The sequence below is a fragment of the Pseudovibrio sp. Alg231-02 genome (assembly GCF_900143565.1).
Classification (GTDB): domain Bacteria; phylum Pseudomonadota; class Alphaproteobacteria; order Rhizobiales; family Stappiaceae; genus Pseudovibrio.
Genome location: NZ_FREX01000001.1, coordinates 350,651 through 369,238, shown reverse-complemented (window position 1 = coordinate 369,238; position 18,588 = coordinate 350,651). Strand labels below are relative to the sequence as shown.

The following is an 18,588-nucleotide window of genomic DNA, read 5'->3' as shown; positions in this document are numbered from 1 at the left end:
AGTGCCTGGGAAAAATCACCAATATTCAAGACAGCTTAACCATTTTCCGTTTTCTTATCGGTCAATGGAATGAAGCAAAGCATCCGACGCAGGGCAAAGGGTTATGGCGGAGAAATACCGTGCGAAAATAACGACACAGGCAAGTTTGTTTGAAGACGAACATAACGTCGAGTTGTTGAACTATTTGCCTCTGCGCATCATCGCGACTGGCCGCTTTATTGAGCGCCGGCTTTCCGAGCATTTACAGAAGCAATATGGTTTATCGCTTCCCTCGTGGCTCGTGCTGAGTGCACTGGAGCGGATGGGTGCGGTGTCTGTACGAGAACTGGGGCCAGTTATTGGACTGGATACGGTGGCTGTATCGCGTGCTGTAAAGCGCCTGTCAGAAGCAAATCTTATCAAAAAACATGAGCACCCTCGAGATCGTCGCCTTGTCCGTTTAAACTTGGCAGAAGATGGACGCGTTGTTTTGCGAGCTCTTGAGGCCCAACTTGAACAGCTTGAGAAGAATCTACTGCCGCAGTTAGATGTGCAGGAGCGCATCAGATTGGGGCAAATGATGAGCCGTATCGAAGAACACGAGCAGTCGATATTGTAGCTGACTGGACCTTCGGACAAAGCACACAGAAAAACATCATCTGCCCTTAACGGAACCGTGATTTTTCCGCGTAAAAGACCTTTCCAAATCAATGCGCACAGAGTAGAAGCTGCGCATGACAGACCGCATCCTCATTATTGATTTTGGTTCTCAGGTCACTCAGCTGATCGCGCGCCGTGTGCGCGAGTCTGGTGTGTACTCCGAGATCGTTCCGTTCCAGTCTGCAGAAGCTGCTTTTAAGGAGATGAATCCAAAGGCGGTGATCCTGTCAGGTGGTCCGGCATCCACGACTGAAATGGGGAGCCCACGCGCACCCCAGATCGTATTCGAGGCAGGCATTCCTGTCCTCGGAATCTGTTATGGTCAGATGACCCTTTGTGTCCAGAATGGCGGCAAAGCGGAAGGCTCTGATCATCGCGAGTTTGGTCGCGCCTTCCTTGAAATTAAAGGGAAAAGCCCACTATTTGATGAGGTTTGGGACGAAATTGGCTCCAAACATCAGGTTTGGATGAGCCATGGTGACCGTGTTGTCGAGCTGCCCGAAGGTTTTGAGGCAATTGCAACCTCTGAAGGTGCACCATTTGCTGCCTACGCAAATGAAGCCAAAAAACAATATGGTGTTATGTTCCACCCTGAAGTGGTTCACACCCCCGATGGTGCGAAGCTCATTGAGAACTTCACTCATAAGATTGCAGGTTGCTCAGGCGACTGGACAATGGCTGAATATCGTCAGCAGGCGGTAGAGAGCATTCGTCAGCAAGTTGGCGACAAAAAAGTCATCTGCGGCCTGTCTGGCGGCGTTGACAGTTCTGTTGCAGCAGTGCTGATCCATGAAGCAATCGGCGACCAGCTCACTTGTATCTATGTTGATCACGGTTTGATGCGTATGGGTGAAACGGAGCAGGTTCTATCCATGTTCCGAGATCACTACAACATCCCGCTGGTTCATGTGGATGCTGCTGATCTGTTCATTGGTCAGCTGGAAGGCGAAAGTGATCCGGAAGTCAAACGCAAAACCATCGGCAGGCTCTTCATTGAAGTGTTCGAAGAAGAAGCGAAAAAGCTTGGCGGCGCGGACTTCCTCGCACAGGGCACGTTGTATCCTGATGTGATTGAGAGTGTTTCCTTCACGGGCGGTCCATCCGTGACCATCAAGTCACACCACAACGTGGGCGGCTTGCCAGAGCGCATGAACATGCAGCTGGTTGAGCCACTTCGTGAACTGTTCAAAGACGAAGTTCGTGATCTCGGTCGCGAATTGGGTTTGCCAGACAGCTTCATTGGACGCCACCCATTCCCAGGTCCGGGTCTTGCGATCCGCTGTCCGGGTGGTATCACGCGTGAGAAACTGGATATCCTGCGTCAGGCAGATGCCATCTATCTGGATGAAATCCGTAAAGCTGGTCTCTACGACGCTATCTGGCAGGCATTTGCTGTTCTGTTGCCAGTTCAAACCGTTGGCGTTATGGGCGATGGTCGCACCTACGAGTTCGTCTGTGCCCTGCGCGCAGTGACTTCGGTTGATGGCATGACTGCAGATTTCTATCACTATGACATGGAATTCCTAGGTCGGGCTGCAACTCGCATCATCAACGAAGTCCGCGGTATCAACCGCGTCGTTTATGATGTGACCTCAAAGCCTCCGGGAACCATTGAGTGGGAATAAGTTAAACAGAAACCGGGGAGGGCAACTTTCCCGGTTTTTTCTTATCTAGTGATTAACTCGGCTTCCAATTTTGCGCGGATTTCCAATTTCATAAGTTCGTTCATACTATCTGATGTATTGGTATGTGGAGGTAGTTGTTAATGGATTTACCTGATGCCGAGTTGTATCTAACTGAGCAGCATAGAGAACTCTTGCTTTGCCAGCGAACCGATTTGATTGGCAAAGATGAAGACGCAGTCCTCCATCTATACCGAAAACACATCGCCAAAGCTGTCCGAATTTTGAAGGATCACGTCCCGGGTCTTGCTGCGAAAGGGCGTTTCCTGGATATCGGCTGCGGCCTCGGATTTGGCCTGCTCGTTTTAAAGGAGCTTTATGGGGCGGATCATTGTTTCGTCGGCTTAGACAAAGATGGCAAAGACACAGAAATCAAATATGGTTTTAAGCTTCATGCAGAAATATACAACGACCTGACGCGCACAGCCGAGAATTTGCAGCTCAATGGGATTGCACCTGAAAACGTCAGTCTTATCAATTTGGATCATAACGCGTTTCCTGATGGTACTTTTGATGTCGTTGTGTCTTTTCTCGCTTATGGTTGGCATTTTCCAATTTCAACGTATTTTGAAACATTGAAGCAAGTTACCAGAAAACAGAGCATCATCTACCTCGACCTACGCCGTAAGACAGACGGCCTCTCAATGATGGCTTCAGAGTTTGATCTTGTTTGGGCAAGAGAAAATAAGAAGGGTGTCAGTACAATTTGGCGAGCGCGTTAGTATGCAAGACGCGTGAAGGTTAAGCGATGCCCAATCCTCAGGGTATCAGCCCTTCAACAGACTTAGTCCAAAATCATGTGGTTTGAGAAGCGATATGATGAGTGGGATGATCTGGCCAACTGTTGAACTCGCCAAAGGGTGGATACTTCAATGACAATACCAACTCTGCGCCTATTTAAAAAGAAAAAAAGGCTAAGCTAGATAACCCCAAGAGCGACTTGGACTTTTATCTGCACCAGTATGACTCCTATGAGACATATAAAGAAACGTAAATTTTTTATAATAAGAAAAAGTTGCAAAATATCTGGGCTGATAAGACAACACTGACGCTCGTCAAAGATATCGTATCCAAAGAAGTATCAAACAGATCTTTTTCGGGTATCTGTCATGGTTCTCGAAATGGTTTTGAGCAGAATTATTTGTCTGAAGATGACAAGTTTGATGTTTTTGGGACTGATATTTCTCCTACTGCAAAGCAATTTGAGCGCTCAATTGAGTGGGATTTTCATGATGAAAAAGAAGAGTGGAAGAATAAATTCGATTTCATTTACTCCAACTCATTGGACCAAGGTTGGAACCCCCGCAAAGCTTTGACAACATGGCTCAACCAAATCCACCAGGGTGGCGTTGTGATCATTGAACACACCAATGCTCATGGACCTCAATGGGCAGGAGAAATGGATCCCTTTGGGGTGAAACCCAACGTTATGCCTTACGTTTTTGCTGATTGGTTTGGGCACCAAATTAGTACATCTTTTGAAAGTGTTCAAAAAGATAACAAAGATCTGAAAGCTTGGCTTTTCATTCTGAAAAAGAATGTATTGGTTGTGACGTGAGGTCTTTTTGTTGAACCCTACCCAAACAACTTCGCGCAGCTTATGCAATAAAGAGCGGCTGGGTCTACGCGCAGCCGGGCTTCGGGAATGTCGTCTCCGCATTCAAGGCAGAAGCCGTACTCCTCCTCTTTGATCCGCTGCAGGGCGCTATCGATCCGCTGAAGTTCTCTGGTGCGTTGGCGGTCATTGGCTTGAGCCATCGCTTGCCGTTGCATAGCGTCCATGCGCGAGAGGCGGCCAACGGACTGTTGGTCAAGCGCAACCGTTGCACGGTCTCCCTCAGAGATAGCAGTGAGTTCTGTCAGTTCTGCCTTTCGTGCAAGAAGTAACTTCTCTGCATCATTGAGAGCCAGTGTCATCAGATCATCTCCCGCCCAAACCGTCAGGTAGTCAGTATGAGCGCGAATTGAGAAACTGTGCAAGCAAAACAAAACGCCCAACATAGTGGGCGTTTAAGGGAGTGGATTAGATTTTCATCAGGCTGGAAACGGTTTCTTTTTCGCCCACAAACTCTACACCCAGTGTATCCGCTGTCCTCCAGCGGACTTCGGTTTGCACGCGCTGGCGCAGATGAACCAGATAGAGTGTAAACTCATCGGGAATATCGATCGTTGTTTCCATCTTCAAGCGGGCACCGAAATCGGACAAATCACGAATAACACAGTCGAAAACCATCGACTGGCTCGCGAAAACAATGCGCCCTTCCTTAAGCGTACGCCGACGGCGAACGCGGCGACGTTCACTAGTTTCTGTTGCACTGTCACTTTCGGACATAGAACTTTCCAGGCACTGTTTCTGTTTGTGAAACCTTAGATCTTGCGCAAATATAGGAGTCAAACAGTCAAGTTATGATATATGCAGATAAACAACTCACCCTGATTTAGCGAGAAAAGCAGCATGAGCTCAAGGGTTCTGCGAAAAAGAATTGGGTAAATGTATAAAACACCTTACGCAGCGACGGTCAGGCTTATTGATATTTCACCGCGTATGGTCACAGTGCACAAGCCTATCTAAGGGCTTTAACGTAAAATACAAATCTAAAGGGTCACTCGATGACGCTGTTATTAGTTGGGCTATTCATCTTTCTGGGAATTCACTTCGTCCCATCTTTTCCTGGGTTTCGTGACTCAGTCGTTCAGCGCATTGGACTGAATCCATACCGGGCGATCTACTCACTGATCGTGCTGACAGGCCTTTTCTCCATGATCTACGGCTTTGTTCTGGCGCGTGAGGAAGACCTGTTTCCGCTGTACATAACGCCATTCTGGCTACGTCATCTGGCTATGACATTGCTCTTACCAGTCTTCATTCTGGTTTTTGCGAAGTTTATTCGCGGTAACATCGCCAAGTGGACCAAAGACCCCGTTATTCTGGCAGTAAAGATCTGGGCAATCTCCCATTTACTGGTCAATGGTGAGCCATATTCCGTTGCTTTGTTCGGTGGCTTTCTTGTCTGGGCGATCTGGGCGCGGATCTCCTTGAAGAAATTCAATCGCAAAAACACTGCAGTCGAAGAGTTCCCACACGCTCTGCGCAATGACATCATCAGCGTTGTGTTGGGCATGCTCCTCTACGGTTTGTTTGTCTGGAAACTGCATGCACTGCTGATCGGTATGCCGATCCTGACTTAAGCAAACTCTCAAATCGCGAGTGTTTCAGCAAAACCGGGTGCGTGACTGATCAGTTGCGCACCCGGTTTTGCTTTAGGCTGAGTATTTTGACTGATCCAAAGATTGTTTTGCAATTGAGCACTCTGTGAAATACCTTTGCCCTCAATTGATCTTGGGGGAGAACAATTTATGGCATTATTGATTTCAGGCCTCACCGCATTTTTTGCGGTGCATTTGATCCCGTCGTTCTCGGCGCTTCGGGACACGTTGGTTCAACGTCTGTCGTTCAACGGATATCGCGGACTGTACACGCTCATTTCATTGGGTGCTCTGGTCGCAATCGTCTATGGCTTCGGTGCCGCCTGGAATGGTGATTATGCGCCATGGTATGTCGCACCAAGCTGGGGTCGCCACGTCACCATGCTGTTGATGCTGCCTGTTTTTCCACTCTTCTTTGCCTCTCAATTGAAGGGTAATATCACACGCGTCACCAAGCACCCGTTGATCAATGCAACAAAGCTTTGGGCTGTGGCTCACTTGTTTGCAAACGGGGAACCTTACTCTGTACTATTGTTTGGCTCATTTTTGATCTGGGCAATTCTTGTCAGAATTACCATTGCCCGCCGTGAGCGTATCAATCCACCAAGCCGGGACTACCCAAACGCAACGCGAAACGATGTGATTTCCGTAGGCCTCGGTTTGATTTTCTACGGCCTGTTCGTGTGGAAACTACATGCAATTTTGATCGGGGTACCGATCATAGCTTGACCTTTTGCATGGGGTAAGGTTTCAAGACAGACATCAAAGTGGTCTCTCTCGGCAATTACACTTGTAAATGTTGGCAGGGAAAACTCTTTCATTGCCCTAATAAAGCCACTAATCGGTTGAAAGAGGTAGAGAAAGAGGTTTGCCTGCGGCTCTCTTAGTTTTAATGTGACGCCGCCCATTGGGATACCACGAACCTAAGAATCGTTGCTGCAGGAACATTTGAAGTTATGTCCGACATTTTTCGCGAAGTCGATGAAGAAGTAAGAAGCGACCAGTTTTCAAAGCTTTGGAAGCGCTTTGCTCCGGTTGTATACCTGACAGCAGGTCTTATCGTTGTAGGTACCGCAGGTTTTCGCGGCTATGAGTACTGGCAGAACAAACAGTCTCAGGCTGCAGGCACTGAATTTCTGGAGGCTATCAAGCTTTCAGACGCAGGTAACTACACCGAAGCGCAGGCAGCTTTCGTTTCCATGGAAGGCAGCATTGGCGGTTATCCTATGATGGCCAAGATGCGCATTGGAACCGAGTTGGCACTGGAAGGTAAACCTGACGAAGCCATCAAGGCTTTTGAAGCGGTCGCCGCTGACAGTGCCACACCAATCATTTACAAGGGCCTCGCCAATATCCGCGCTGCTTATCTGCTGCTGGATAACGGTGACCTTGCCGCGGTGAAAAAACACACAGAAGTCCTGGCTGTTGCTGGTAACACATGGCGTTTTTCTGCATTGGAAATTCTGGGTGCAGCTGAGTACAAGGCTGGTAATCTGGATGCAGCTCGCACGCGCTTCAGCGAAGTTGTGAATGATGCAGCTGCTCCGTCAGATGTTTCCGGACGCGCACAAATTTATCTTGAACTAATTACCTCTGCATTGGGCAAAGACGAAAAGGGGACTGAATAAGTGAGCGAGACCAAAAGAAAGTCTTGGAAGGCTTTGATTGGAACCGGCGCGCTTGCGCTGACGCTGGCTGGTTGTTCTTCTCTTTCCAGTCTAAATCCATTCGGCGGCGATGATGAGTTTCTTGAGGGAGACCGTCAGCCACTGTATCAAGGCGCATTAAAGCCATCTGCAACAGGTGGAGATGCCAAGATCGGTGCGGCGACAGGTGGGTCAACCTGGCCAACCGCTGCTGGTCCTAAGAGCAATGATCCGGGCAACATCGCAATCAATGTGAGCGGTGGTGTTGCATGGTCGTCGAGCATCGGTCAGGTCCGTTCTCCCGGCTTCTTTGGTATCGGCTCCAGCAACCCGCGCACCGCTGCGCGTCCGGTTTCTGATGGCCAGCGCATCTACGTCTATAAGTCGGATGGCAACCTCGTTGCTCTGACAACTGGTGGCGCCAAGGTCTTCACAAAGAACCTGGGTCTGGAAGGCGAGAATGAAGTTGCCGCAGGTGGTGGTGTCGTGCTTGACGGCGGCAAGATCTTTGTCGCAACCGCATACCGCAATGTTTATGCACTTGATAAAGGTGGCAACGTCCTTTGGACCAAGCAACTGGAAACACCGGTTCGCGGTGCGCCAGCAGCGGCCAATGGCAAAGTTGTCGTTGTAACACAAGACAATGAAGTGATCGGCCTCAACCAGTCAGATGGGGAACAGGCATGGTCATTCGCTGGCATCGCAGAGCAAGCAGGCCTGCTTTCCTCTGCAAATCCGGCAATTTCAGGCAACACTGTTGTTGTGCCGTTTTCCTCAGGCGAGGTTATGGCACTTGACATTAACAGCGGTGAGCCTAAATGGATCGATACCGTTGCACGGTCCTTCCGTACACGCGCGCTCTCTGGCCTGACAGATGTTTCTGCAAGCCCGGTCATTGAAGGCAACAAGGTTATTGCAACCTCCGTTGCTGGACGCACACTGGGCATTGCTCTGAAAGATGGCGAGCGTTTGTGGGAGGCTGATTTTGGTGCCGTACATACTCCGGTTGTTTCCGGCGGTACGGTATTCTTGATCGGCTTGGATGACAAATTGCATGCAATCTCAAGTAAGACCGGCAACCTTATCTGGAGTGCCAAGTTGCCAACTGGCGAAAGCGACGCCAAGAATGTCAACTGGGCAGGTCCAATTCTGGCCAACGGCCAGCTGATCGCCATGTCCAGCAACGGTTATCTTGCATCTGTGAATGCAAAAACCGGTCAGGCATCCGCATCGCGGAAAGTGACCAGTGGCGTATTTGTATCACCAATTGTCGCTGGTGGACGTATGGTCGTCCTTACCAGTGACGGAGCGGTTGCAGCGCTGAACTAAACGTGTCCTACGGAAAGTGGATACCGGTTTTCGAAACTGGGATACGTTAAAAAATAAAAGCTTAGAGTAGGGCGCATAAGGCGAACTACTCTAAATGCTGCATACCAGACGAGGAGTATTCGCGTGACTGCGACAGTCGCCATTATTGGCAGACCTAATGTTGGCAAGTCGACGCTCTTCAATCGCCTTGTAGGCAAGCGCTTAGCGCTTGTTGATGATACCCCAGGTGTGACCCGTGACCGTCGGTCCGGTGATGCACGCTTGGGCGATCTGCGATTCAAGATCGTTGATACTGCCGGCCTGGAAGAAGCAGAGGCAGCAAGTCTCGAAGGGCGTATGCGCGCTCAAACAGAAGAAGCAATCCGGGATGCGGATGCATGCTTATTCCTTATTGATGCACGCGCTGGCTTGATGCCGCTTGATGAGCACTTTGCGAACCTTCTTCGCCGAGCCGACACCCCTGTAATTCTTTGCGCCAACAAGGCGGAAGGCAAAGCAGGCGATGGCGGTCTCTATGATGCGTTCACGCTTGGTTTGGGTGATCCTGTTCCTCTTTCTGCGGAACACGGAGAAGGCCTGTCCGAGCTTTATGATTTTCTGCGCCCGATTGTAGATGCTGCAGACGAGATGGAAGGTTCTTCCGAATTTACTGAAGCACGTACAGATGTTGATGTAGAGGACGAAGAGATCGACGAGCCGGTTGGCACACTCGAACGCCCTTTGCGCATGGCAATTGTTGGCCGTCCAAACGCAGGCAAGTCTACTCTCATCAACCAGATGTTGGGTGAAGAGCGCCTTCTGACCGGACCTGAAGCTGGCATCACACGCGACAGTATCTCTGTTGAGTGGGAATGGCAGGATCACCATGTGAAGGTGTTCGACACTGCAGGTATCCGCAAAAAAGCACGCGTTCAGGAAAAGCTGGAAAAGCTCTCCGTTGCGGACGCCCTTCGCGCAATCAAGTTTGCTGAAGTTGTTGTTGTAACGCTCGATGCCACCATCTCTTTCGAGAAGCAGGACTTGCAGATCATCGATCTGTGTGCCCGTGAAGGTCGCGCAATCGTTATTGCACTCAATAAGTGGGATTTGATTGAGGATCGTGAGGATGCTTGGGGTCATATCAAGGATTCACAAGCACGCTATCTGAATCAGCTACGTGGTGTTGAGATTGTCACCATGTCCGGCATCAACGGGCAGGGCCTCGATAAGCTCATGCAGGCTGTTTTCCGGTCTTACGAGATGTGGAACAAGCGCGTTGGTACATCTGGCCTCAACCGCTGGCTGGAAGGTGTTCTGATCCACCATCCGCCGCCAGCAGTGTCTGGACGTCGTGTACGCTTGCGTTTCATGACACAGCCAAAGACGCGTCCACCGCATTTCGTGGTGTTCTGCTCCAAGCCAGACAATCTGCCGGAGAGCTACACCCGATATCTTGTGAATGGTATTCGCGAGCGTTTTGACATCAAAGGAACGCCCATTCGTCTGTCCTATAGAAAGGGCGACAATCCATACCACAAGAAGAGAAGGTGATTTCGCTTTCACTTAATTTCATAAAAGGGCAGCAGTCAGCTGCCCTTTTATTTTGCCAAATCCCAGAGAACCAGGAACTGTCAGGGTTCTGAACATTGTCGCGTACTTGAATTTTTCTCTAGAAGTATCAGTCAGTGCCGCTAATAAGTTGCAATTCTTCCTGAATCTGCTTTTAATCGCGCTCTCTTTCCGCATTCCCTACATTTAATAGGATTATCATGTCACAAGACCGTTTTACGTTTGCCAACGCTCTGGTTAAGCGCGCTGGTGCCTATGCGCACGAATATTTTACGCGTTTGGAGACCCTCAATATTGAGAGTAAAGGTCATCAGGACATGGTCTCTGAGGCCGATCGCGATACTGAAATTCTTGTCCGCAAAGCCATTGCCGAAGCATTTCCAGATGACAGCATCGTGGGAGAAGAGGGTGATCCCAAACCGGGTACTTCTGAGTATACCTGGATCATCGACCCGATAGACGGTACGGCGAACTTTGTCTCCGGCATTCCACAGTGGTGTGTGATCATTGCTTGCGTCAAAAATGGCGAGAAATACATTGGCGTCACTTATGATCCATGTGCTGATGAACTGTTTGCAGCTGAAAAAGGCAAAGGGGCAACACTCAACGGTACGCCAATGAAAGTGTCCACGAGCGATTCATTGTCCAATGGGTCAATCGGTCTGGGCTTCAGTGCACGCGGGCGCAATCAGGCTGTCAAAAGCGCAGTTGATGCACTGCTGGATGAAGGCGGGATCTTTTTCCGCAACGCGTCCGGTGGTCTTATGCTGGCATATGCTGCTTCTGGCCGTCTCATCGGTTATATCGAAGAGCACATGAACTCCTGGGACTGCATGGCAGGTTTGCTCCTTCTGGAAGAAGCTGGCGGGAAGTGTCAGGAAATTGACGTCGCCAACGCAGTCATGAACGGCTGTAAAGTTGTTGCTGCTTGCCCAGGTGTATTTGATCAAACCAAAGCGCTAACTGATAAGTGCTTCATCTAAAGCACCTCAGATTGCACAACAAAAAAGCCCCGGCTCATCACCGGGGCTTTTTCGTATTTGTAGGCTTATGCCGTTTAGCTGGTCAGCTGCACGAAGTCCCATAGTTCTTTGCTAGGGAAATCATAGAGGCGACCATTCTCCTGGCTTTCTGGAAGACAGAAGCGCACGATGTCCTCAGAGATCTCAGAAGGATGCGGCAGGGTCTTTGGGTCTTCGCCCGGCATTGCTTTTGCACGCATGCCAGTCCGCATCGGGCCTGGATTGATGAGCATGGATTGAACGCTGGTCTTCTGCGTTTCGTTCACATACGTGCGTACAAGCGCCTCTAGAGCCGCTTTTGACATGGAGTACGGCCCCCAATAGGCACGACACTTGTGTGGCGCTCCTGAGGTCAGGAAGACCGTACGGCCCGCATCGGACTGACGTAGCAGTGGATCAAGCGAACGAATAAGACGCCAGTTCGCAGTCACGTTGATTTTCATCACGTCATCGAACTTCTTCGGGTCCACATGACCCAATGGAGAAGTCGGGCCGAGAATACCGGCGTTACCGACAAGAATGTCGAGCTTTTTCCAGCGTTCAAAGATAGCAGCACCCAAACGGTCAATCGCGTCGAAATCAGTCAGGTCAACTGGCACAAGCGTAGCTGAACTACCGGCCTTCTGGATTTCGTCATCCAGTTCTTCCAGTCCGCCAACAGTCCGTGCGATCGCAACAATATGCGCACCTTCTTCAGCAAGCTTTTTAGCAGCAAAGTAGCCAATGCCACGGGAAGCTCCCGTGACAACAGCAACACGACCTTCAAGTCTTTTCGAACTCATTGAACTTAACCAGTTTCTACAAGGCGGGGAGCCTGACGTGTGTCCACATCGTCAGACAGATCTGTAAGCGGGGTCGGATAGTCCCCGGTAAAGCAGTGATCAGTGAACTGCGGGTTCTCGTTGTCACGGCCATTTTCATGGCCCATGGCACGGTAGACGCCGTCAATGCTCAGGAAGGCAAGGGTATCTGCGCCAATGTATTTGCGCATGCCTTCAAGATCATACTTGGCAGCCAGCAGCTTTTCGCGAACCGGCGTATCGATGCCATAGTAATCGGAGAATTTGATTGGCGGTGAGGCCAGACGGAAGTGAACTTCTTTCGCGCCAGCATCTCTAATCATCTGAACGATTTTCACACTGGTGGTGCCGCGTACAAGGCTGTCATCCACCAGAACCACACGCTTGCCTTCAATCTGCGCTCTGTTGGCAGAGTGTTTGAGCTTAACACCAAGCGTACGGATCTGCTGTGTCGGCTCAATAAACGTGCGGCCCACATAGTGGTTGCGGATGATGCCAAGCTCAAACGGAACACCGCTTTCGGCTGCAAAACCAAGAGCTGCAGGAACACCAGAATCTGGAACCGGAACAATCACATCTGCTTCTACAGCACTTTCCTGCGCCAGCACGCGCCCAAAACGCTTACGAACGTCATAAACGGAATGACCATTCAAAACACTGTCCGGGCGGGAGAAGTAAATGTACTCGAAGATATCTGGACGGGAAGGACGCTTTCCAAACGGGAAGTAGCTTTCGATACCACCCGGCGTACAAACAACAACCTCGCCGTTCTCAACTTCACGAATGAACTTAGCGCCAATGATGTCCAGCGCACATGTTTCACTTGCAAAAATCGGAGCACCATTCAGATCGCCAAGAACCAATGGGCGAATTCCATAAGGGTCACGCGCACCAATCAGCTTTTTACGGGTCAGTGCGACAAGAGAATAAGCACCTTCCATCTGGCTGATAGCCTCGATGAAGCGATCTACGATCTTTTTCTCGCGAGAACGGGCAACCAGCTGCAGAACCACTTCACTGTCAGACGTGGACTGGCAGATCGCACCGTCCTTGATCAACTGACGGCGTACGGTCATCGCATTGGTGAAATTGCCGTTGTGACAGATTGCAATCCCGCCACCATCAAGCTCAGCAAACAGCGGTTGCACATTGCGCAGTGCAGCTTCACCAGTGGTGGAATAGCGCACATGGCCGATTGCGTACGGACCCTTCAGGTTGTCGATGGTTTCCTGCTGAGTGAAATGATCACCCACAAGACCCATATGACGTTCTGAGCGGAACTGATCGCCATCAAATGTCACAATGCCTGCAGCTTCCTGTCCGCGGTGCTGAAGCGCATGAAGCCCCAGAGCCGTCAGTGCTGCTGCATCATCATGTCCAAGAATGCCAAAAACACCGCATTCCTCGTGCAGGGTATCGCCGTCAAAATCTGCCTGTAGCTCTTTTAAAGCGGCAGAATTGTTTGATACGCCACTGCTCATGGCATCACTCCTTGGTTCTTACTTGGGCCAAATATCAAAATTAAGCTTAGTTCCGGCCTTCGCCGGAGGCCGTCAGCTGGTCCAGTCCGCGCCGCTCACTTGGGGAGTAACGGGCTTCTTCATCACTGGATGCGCCTGTTGCAGAGCCGGTCGTACCGCCCTGCTTACGAATCTGGTCCATAATTGCGCGTTCAGGATCTTCCGGCAGTGCGGCAACCAAACTTTGGCCACTGGTCACCAGCAGATGTCTGGACTTGGCATCCATGATCCAGTTTGGCTGGCGTGGCTCTGGCACAAACCAGTTAAAGAACAGCAGCGCAACAACCACAAGCAGGAAGCCGCGGGCTGCACCAAAAACAAAACCGAGGGTTCTGTCGAGCGCGCCAATTCGGCTATCCAGCACGAAGTCTGAAATGCGCATGGTGATGTAGCTCACCACGATCAATGTCACGAGGAATACAGCACCTGCAGCAATGGCAGTTGCCAGTGTGTCATTGGTTACGTGCTGCAACACAAATGGTTTCAGGCTTCCATAAAAAAGATAGGCGGCGACTGCTGCTGCGACCCATGATGCAATAGAAAGCACCTCACGCACGAACCCGCGAATCATAGCAAGAACGCCAGAGATCAGCATGATAACCAGTAGAATTCCGTCTAAGAGTGTGATCGGCATCTGTCGACACAAGTCCCTTGTTTGACTGGCAGGCAAACCAACAAAAATGCCTGCCGGTTAAAATCAGCCTAGGTTAAACCCTTAAGCGTTTTCCATTTTCTGTGCACTGGCAACAATATTTGCCACCAGATCTCCCAGCTCCTCAAGTCCTTTAACGTGACCGAGAGCATTGGAGCCTTCTTTCATATTCCCGTCGGCGATAACCGCCTGACCGAATCCAAGCTTCTGAGCTTCCTTTAATCGGGAAGCTGCCTGAGCAACTGGTCGAACTGCACCAGACAGACTGATTTCGCCGAAATAGACGCATTCGAGAGGAAGAGCAACCCCACTAAGCGATGAGATTAAAGCTGCCGCAACGGCGAGGTCAGCTCCTGGCTCATTAATTCTCAGTCCACCAGCGACATTCAGATAAACGTCATGTTGCGCAAACTTAACACCGCAACGCGCTTCAAGCACGGCCAAAATCATGGAAAGGCGCGCGCTGTCCCACCCGATCACCGCCCGGCGTGGTGTGCCAAGGGGGGAGGGTGCAACAAGTGCTTGCATTTCGACCAGCAAAGGCCGCGTACCTTCTATCCCGGCAAACACGGCTGAACCTGGAGCAGTTGCGCTTCGTTCACTGAGGAACATAGCACTGGGATTCTTTACTTCTCGTAGCCCCATATCGGACATCTCGAAGACGCCAATTTCATCGGTTGGGCCGAAGCGGTTCTTCACGGCTCGCAAAATGCGATACTGATGCGCGTTATCACCTTCAAAATAGAGCACGGCATCAACCATATGCTCTACAACACGCGGACCAGCAATCTGGCCATCTTTTGTGACATGACCAACAATAACAACCGTTGTTCCGGTTTTCTTGGCAAATCGAACCAGCGCCTGCGCAGAGGCGCGGACCTGTGTCACCGTTCCCGGAGGAGAATCGGCCATCTCCGTCCACAGTGTCTGAATACTGTCCAGAATTACAAGATGAGCACGTTCATCGCCCTTCTTGGCTTCCAGAGTTGCAAGAATATCTTCAACACTTGTCTCAGCAGCCAGTTGAACCGGAGCATCGCGCAGGCCAAGACGCTCTGCACGCAAGCGCACTTGATCCACCGCTTCCTCACCAGAGATGTAAACGATGTTGTGCCCTTGATAAGCGAGATGTGCGCTGGCTTGTGTCAGCAAGGTGGATTTACCGATTCCAGGATCACCGCCTACAAGCAGAGCAGACCCTTTCACAAAGCCGCCGCCAGTCACGCGGTCCAGTTCGGCGACGCCTGTGATAATTCTTGGAGCGTCTTTGGTCTCACCCGAAAGCCCGACCAATGGGACAACGCGTCCTTTGGAACGCGAAGCGGTTTTTGGTCCAGCTCCGATACCGCTGGCCTCTTGCTCTTCCTGAATTGTGTTCCATTCACCGCAAGATTCGCAGCGGCCTGCCCATTTGAGTGTGGTTGCCCCACAAGATTGGCAGACAAATGAAAGGGAGCGTTTCGCCATATCGAATTCAGGTTCCTGCCAGTGTTTAGCTCGCTAGCGTTTATAGTGGCGTGTATAGCGTGCTCCAAGGCTACACAGCAATTCATATGGGATGGTTTGAGCAAAGTTTGCCAATTCATCCACGTTTACATGTGCACCCATAATCTCAACCGGAGCACCGCGCGAAAGGTGTTCCTCAGGAATATCCGTCACATCAACCGCAATCATGTCCATAGAGACACGGCCAAAGATGGGGGCAAAGTGCCCGCCTATATAAACCCGTGCGCCGATAGGCTGGTCGTCAGAGCTGCCAACCAGTCGGTGTAGACCATCCGCATAGCCTGCATTTATGGTTGCAATTCGGCTTTTTCGCGGTGTTACTCGGGAAGCCCCGTAACCCACAGGATCGCCGTGCGGAACTTCACGCAAACTTATGATTTCTGCCAGAACATGCGCAACCGGAAGCATCGGGTTGCTATCATCAGGAACTGGGTTTCCTCCATAAAGCGCAATGCCTGGGCGAACCATGTCGAAATGGTAATCAGCTCCCAGGAAAATACCGGCAGAGTTGCTCAAGGATTTGCGGGCGCCCGGAAACAACTCACAAACCCGCTGGAAACGATCCAGTTGCTTTGAGTTGAGCTCGTGGTCAGGCGTATCGGCGCAAGCAAGATGGCTCATGATCAGATCGATCTTGATGCCCTTAAGGAAATGAGGCGACTCACCAGTCTGCAGCGCATCTTCAATAGACATGCCCAGACGATGCATGCCTGTATCAAAGTGCAAAGCCGCAGACAGTTCTTCATCCAGGCCTTGCGCAAAAGCAGACCATTCAGTTGCTTCTTCAAGACTGTTTAAGACCGGTTTGAGATTGAAATCATAATAGAATTTCTCACGGCCACGAAAGAGGCCATTCAGCACATAGATTTCTGCGTGTGGCAGTTCTTTGCGCAGGTCGATTCCTTCTTCAGGAAGCGCAACAAAGAAGACACGGGCTCCGGTGTGATAAAGTGTTTTGCCAACTTCAGTAGCACCAGTCCCATAACCATTGGCCTTGAGTACCACAGCGCAGGTACAGCCATCGCCCACCTTGCCATTCAAATAACACCAGTTCGAGCGTAGAGCGGTAAGGTCGATGGTTAATTTTGCAGCGCCGCCAGCAGAATGAGCTGCGCGGGCAGAAGTAGGAGCGGCAGAATGTGTCACGCGATTGCCCTCAGATTCTTTGAATGCGCAATAACCTACAAAAAATATCTGAATTTAAAAAGAAAGACCCGGAGCACTGCACAACTGATGTGCGTTACCCCGGGCCAATCGCTAATTCAGTAGGATGAACCAGACTTACTCCATAATTCTGTCAGGAATATGGGCGTCATCTGCCAGATCGGAGAAGCGAGTGAACTCGCCCTGGAACTGTAGATCAACAATGCCAGTTGGACCGTGACGCTGCTTGGCGATGATGACTTCCGCCTTGCCGCGTAGCTGCTCCATCTTGCTACTCCATTCTTCATATTCAGGAGTGCCTTCAGGCGGTTCCTTTTTGCCCATGTAATACTCTTCACGATACACAAACATGATCACATCCGCATCCTGCTCGATCGAGCCAGATTCACGAAGGTCAGACATTTGTGGGCGTTTATCGTCACGGTTTTCAACCTGACGAGAGAGCTGAGACAGCGCGATGATCGGAACATTAAGTTCCTTCGCCAGCGCTTTAAGGTTGGTGGTGATCTCAGTAATTTCCTGAACGCGGTTGCCCTGATTCTTGGAGGAACCGGTCAGCAGCTGAATATAGTCGACCACGATCATATCCAGCCCCTTTTGTCTCTTCAGCCGTCGGGCTTTGGAAACGAGGGACGCGATGGAAATACCACCTGTTTGGTCCACATGAAGTGGAACGTGTTGCATATGCTGTGTTGCCGCAACCAGCTTCTCAAATTCAATCTCGTTGATGTCGCCGCGGCGAATCTTGGAGGAAGAAATCTCTGTCTGCTCGGAAATAATACGAGTAGCCAGCTGTTCGGCACTCATTTCCAATGAGAAGAAGCCAACAACGCCGCCATTTACAGTCCGAACAGTGCCATCTGGCATCTCTTCAGTCTGGTAATTTTCAGCAATGTTATAAGCGATGTTTGTAACCAGCGATGTTTTACCCATCGCAGGACGACCAGCCAAAACGACCAAATCCGAAGACTGCAAGCCACCCATGAGTTTGTCCAGGTCACGCAAACCCGTTGAAACACCGGAAAGGGCACCTTCACGCTGAAAGGCTGCTGCAGCCATCTCAATAGTTTCGGTCAGTGCACTGCCAAAGTCCTGAAAACCGCCATCAGACCGGCCAGTCTCCGCCAATTCAAACAAACGACGCTCAGCATCGTCAATCTGTGAGGACGGTGGCATGTCGATTGGCGCGTCATAAGCAATGTTCACCATGTCTTCGCCAATGGTGATCAGGTTACGGCGAGTCGCCAGATCGTAAATGGTCTTGCCGTAGTCTTCTGCGTTGATCACAGAAGTCGCATCACCTGCAAGACGCAGCAGATACTGAGTTGCAGACAGGTCTGCAATCTTCTCATCTGCCGGGAAAAACGTTTTGAGCGTAATAGGCGAGGCAATCTTGCCTGCCTTAATCAACGCTCCGCATTTGTCATAGATATCCTTGTGGGGAGCTAAGAAAAAATGGCGCGCTTCTAAAAACTCCGAGACACGATAATAGGTCTCGTTGTTTACCATAATGGCACCAAGAAGCTGGCGCTCTGCCTCGGCATTATGCGGGACCACTCTCATGGTCTCACTAGCCTTCTCTAATTTTTGGACTGTGCCCTTCATTCCGCCCCTCGTGCCGCTTGGCAACTTGGTTACAGCTTTAAGGCGGGCAGGAAAAGGGGGCCTTCGCACCTTAAGCCCAGTTCTTTAACAAAATTAAATCAGCGGGGAAAATTGCAGGTTGCCAATTGACAGTCGCTACTCTCTAGACGCGAGAAAAGCTTAGAATAATTGTTTAAAATCAGCCGTATTCAGGGATTTCCGCCCCAACTACAATTATTAACAAACTCTTTTTTGAGGAATAGAATCAGCGGGGCCTTTGCCGATTCTG

18 protein-coding genes are annotated in these 18,588 nt (G+C 50.5%); 10 read left to right on the top strand and 8 right to left on the bottom strand.

Going from position 1 to position 18,588, the window contains the following annotated elements; genetic code table 11:
- The first annotated feature begins 103 nt into the window (after positions 1–103).
- From DHN43_RS01415 to DHN43_RS01400, 4 genes are all read left to right on the top strand, one after another.
- Positions 104–598: a MarR family winged helix-turn-helix transcriptional regulator gene (locus DHN43_RS01415; RefSeq protein WP_057460936.1), complete on the top strand. Its 495-nt coding sequence runs from the start codon at positions 104–106 to the stop codon at positions 596–598.
- Between the two features lie 115 nt (positions 599–713).
- Positions 714–2,264, top strand: coding sequence for a glutamine-hydrolyzing GMP synthase (gene guaA, locus DHN43_RS01410; RefSeq protein WP_108817489.1), 1,551 nt, complete (start codon positions 714–716; stop codon positions 2,262–2,264).
- 140 nt (positions 2,265–2,404) lie between these two features.
- A complete protein-coding gene (locus DHN43_RS01405) occupies positions 2,405–3,043 on the top strand; it encodes a class I SAM-dependent methyltransferase (protein WP_108817488.1) in 639 nt (212 codons plus the stop codon).
- Positions 3,044–3,336: 293 nt separating this feature from the next.
- The gene (locus DHN43_RS01400) at positions 3,337–3,879 is read left to right on the top strand and encodes a hypothetical protein (protein ID WP_208994783.1); all 543 of its coding nucleotides are present in this window, start codon (positions 3,337–3,339) and stop codon (positions 3,877–3,879) included.
- Between the two features lie 17 nt (positions 3,880–3,896).
- On the opposite strand, the gene DHN43_RS01395 is transcribed toward DHN43_RS01400, so the two are convergent.
- Both DHN43_RS01395 and DHN43_RS01390 read right to left on the bottom strand, forming a co-directional pair.
- On the bottom strand, positions 3,897–4,238 hold the full coding sequence (locus tag DHN43_RS01395) for a TraR/DksA family transcriptional regulator (RefSeq protein ID WP_108817971.1): 342 nt from the start codon (positions 4,236–4,238) through the stop codon (positions 3,897–3,899).
- A gap of 106 nt (positions 4,239–4,344) precedes the next feature.
- Positions 4,345–4,653: a PilZ domain-containing protein gene (locus tag DHN43_RS01390; RefSeq protein ID WP_057460940.1), complete on the bottom strand. Its 309-nt coding sequence runs from the start codon at positions 4,651–4,653 to the stop codon at positions 4,345–4,347.
- Between the two features lie 278 nt (positions 4,654–4,931).
- On the opposite strand from DHN43_RS01390, the gene DHN43_RS01385 reads away from it, so the two are divergent.
- The 6 genes from DHN43_RS01385 (at position 4,932) to DHN43_RS01360 (ending at position 11,034) form a co-directional block, all read left to right on the top strand.
- Positions 4,932–5,510: an NnrU family protein gene (locus DHN43_RS01385; protein WP_063291843.1), complete on the top strand. Its 579-nt coding sequence runs from the start codon at positions 4,932–4,934 to the stop codon at positions 5,508–5,510.
- Between the two features lie 168 nt (positions 5,511–5,678).
- A complete protein-coding gene (locus DHN43_RS01380; RefSeq protein WP_063291844.1) occupies positions 5,679–6,257 on the top strand; it encodes an NnrU family protein in 579 nt (192 codons plus the stop codon).
- A 227-nt stretch (positions 6,258–6,484) separates the two neighbouring features.
- Positions 6,485–7,156, top strand: coding sequence for a tetratricopeptide repeat protein (locus DHN43_RS01375; protein ID WP_108817487.1), 672 nt, complete (start codon positions 6,485–6,487; stop codon positions 7,154–7,156).
- Positions 7,157–8,503, top strand: coding sequence for an outer membrane protein assembly factor BamB family protein (locus DHN43_RS01370; protein ID WP_057460944.1), 1,347 nt, complete (start codon positions 7,157–7,159; stop codon positions 8,501–8,503). It begins immediately after the preceding gene.
- A gap of 123 nt (positions 8,504–8,626) precedes the next feature.
- Positions 8,627–10,033 (top strand): ribosome biogenesis GTPase Der, encoded by a 1,407-nt coding sequence (der, locus tag DHN43_RS01365; RefSeq protein ID WP_057460945.1) that lies wholly within the window; start codon positions 8,627–8,629, stop codon positions 10,031–10,033.
- Positions 10,034–10,251: 218 nt separating this feature from the next.
- Positions 10,252–11,034: an inositol monophosphatase family protein gene (locus tag DHN43_RS01360; RefSeq protein WP_063318538.1), complete on the top strand. Its 783-nt coding sequence runs from the start codon at positions 10,252–10,254 to the stop codon at positions 11,032–11,034.
- Between the two features lie 74 nt (positions 11,035–11,108).
- On the opposite strand, the gene DHN43_RS01355 is transcribed toward DHN43_RS01360, so the two are convergent.
- The 6 genes from DHN43_RS01355 to DHN43_RS01330 all read right to left on the bottom strand — a co-directional run bounded on the left by DHN43_RS01355 (position 11,109) and on the right by DHN43_RS01330 (position 18,320).
- Complete coding sequence (locus tag DHN43_RS01355) at positions 11,109–11,855, bottom strand: SDR family NAD(P)-dependent oxidoreductase (protein ID WP_108817486.1); 747 nt, start codon at positions 11,853–11,855, stop codon at positions 11,109–11,111.
- A gap of 5 nt (positions 11,856–11,860) precedes the next feature.
- Positions 11,861–13,354 carry an amidophosphoribosyltransferase gene (purF, locus tag DHN43_RS01350; protein WP_063288438.1) on the bottom strand — a complete coding sequence of 498 codons (1,494 nt, stop codon included), beginning with the start codon at positions 13,352–13,354 and terminating at the stop codon, positions 11,861–11,863.
- Positions 13,355–13,400: 46 nt separating this feature from the next.
- On the bottom strand, positions 13,401–14,027 hold the full coding sequence (locus tag DHN43_RS01345; protein WP_057460948.1) for a CvpA family protein: 627 nt from the start codon (positions 14,025–14,027) through the stop codon (positions 13,401–13,403).
- An 81-nt stretch (positions 14,028–14,108) separates the two neighbouring features.
- On the bottom strand, positions 14,109–15,512 hold the full coding sequence (gene radA, locus DHN43_RS01340; RefSeq protein WP_108817485.1) for a DNA repair protein RadA: 1,404 nt from the start codon (positions 15,510–15,512) through the stop codon (positions 14,109–14,111).
- A 33-nt stretch (positions 15,513–15,545) separates the two neighbouring features.
- Positions 15,546–16,697 carry an alanine racemase gene (alr, locus tag DHN43_RS01335; protein WP_108817484.1) on the bottom strand — a complete coding sequence of 384 codons (1,152 nt, stop codon included), beginning with the start codon at positions 16,695–16,697 and terminating at the stop codon, positions 15,546–15,548.
- Positions 16,698–16,832: 135 nt separating this feature from the next.
- Complete coding sequence (locus DHN43_RS01330) at positions 16,833–18,320, bottom strand: replicative DNA helicase (protein ID WP_093520502.1); 1,488 nt, start codon at positions 18,318–18,320, stop codon at positions 16,833–16,835.
- Positions 18,321–18,588 lie beyond the last annotated feature (268 nt).

Coding starts and splice junctions, on each gene's coding strand:
- DHN43_RS01415 (WP_057460936.1), top strand. CDS start 104: ATGGCGGAGAAATACCGTGCGAAAATAACGACACAGGCAAGTTTGTTT.
- guaA (WP_108817489.1), top strand. CDS start 714: ATGACAGACCGCATCCTCATTATTGATTTTGGTTCTCAGGTCACTCAG.
- DHN43_RS01405 (WP_108817488.1), top strand. CDS start 2,405: ATGGATTTACCTGATGCCGAGTTGTATCTAACTGAGCAGCATAGAGAA.
- DHN43_RS01395 (WP_108817971.1), bottom strand. CDS start 4,238: ATGACACTGGCTCTCAATGATGCAGAGAAGTTACTTCTTGCACGAAAG.
- DHN43_RS01390 (WP_057460940.1), bottom strand. CDS start 4,653: ATGTCCGAAAGTGACAGTGCAACAGAAACTAGTGAACGTCGCCGCGTT.
- DHN43_RS01385 (WP_063291843.1), top strand. CDS start 4,932: ATGACGCTGTTATTAGTTGGGCTATTCATCTTTCTGGGAATTCACTTC.
- DHN43_RS01380 (WP_063291844.1), top strand. CDS start 5,679: ATGGCATTATTGATTTCAGGCCTCACCGCATTTTTTGCGGTGCATTTG.
- DHN43_RS01375 (WP_108817487.1), top strand. CDS start 6,485: ATGTCCGACATTTTTCGCGAAGTCGATGAAGAAGTAAGAAGCGACCAG.
- DHN43_RS01360 (WP_063318538.1), top strand. CDS start 10,252: ATGTCACAAGACCGTTTTACGTTTGCCAACGCTCTGGTTAAGCGCGCT.
- DHN43_RS01355 (WP_108817486.1), bottom strand. CDS start 11,855: ATGAGTTCGAAAAGACTTGAAGGTCGTGTTGCTGTTGTCACGGGAGCT.
- purF (WP_063288438.1), bottom strand. CDS start 13,354: ATGAGCAGTGGCGTATCAAACAATTCTGCCGCTTTAAAAGAGCTACAG.
- DHN43_RS01345 (WP_057460948.1), bottom strand. CDS start 14,027: ATGCCGATCACACTCTTAGACGGAATTCTACTGGTTATCATGCTGATC.
- radA (WP_108817485.1), bottom strand. CDS start 15,512: ATGGCGAAACGCTCCCTTTCATTTGTCTGCCAATCTTGTGGGGCAACC.
- DHN43_RS01330 (WP_093520502.1), bottom strand. CDS start 18,320: ATGAAGGGCACAGTCCAAAAATTAGAGAAGGCTAGTGAGACCATGAGA.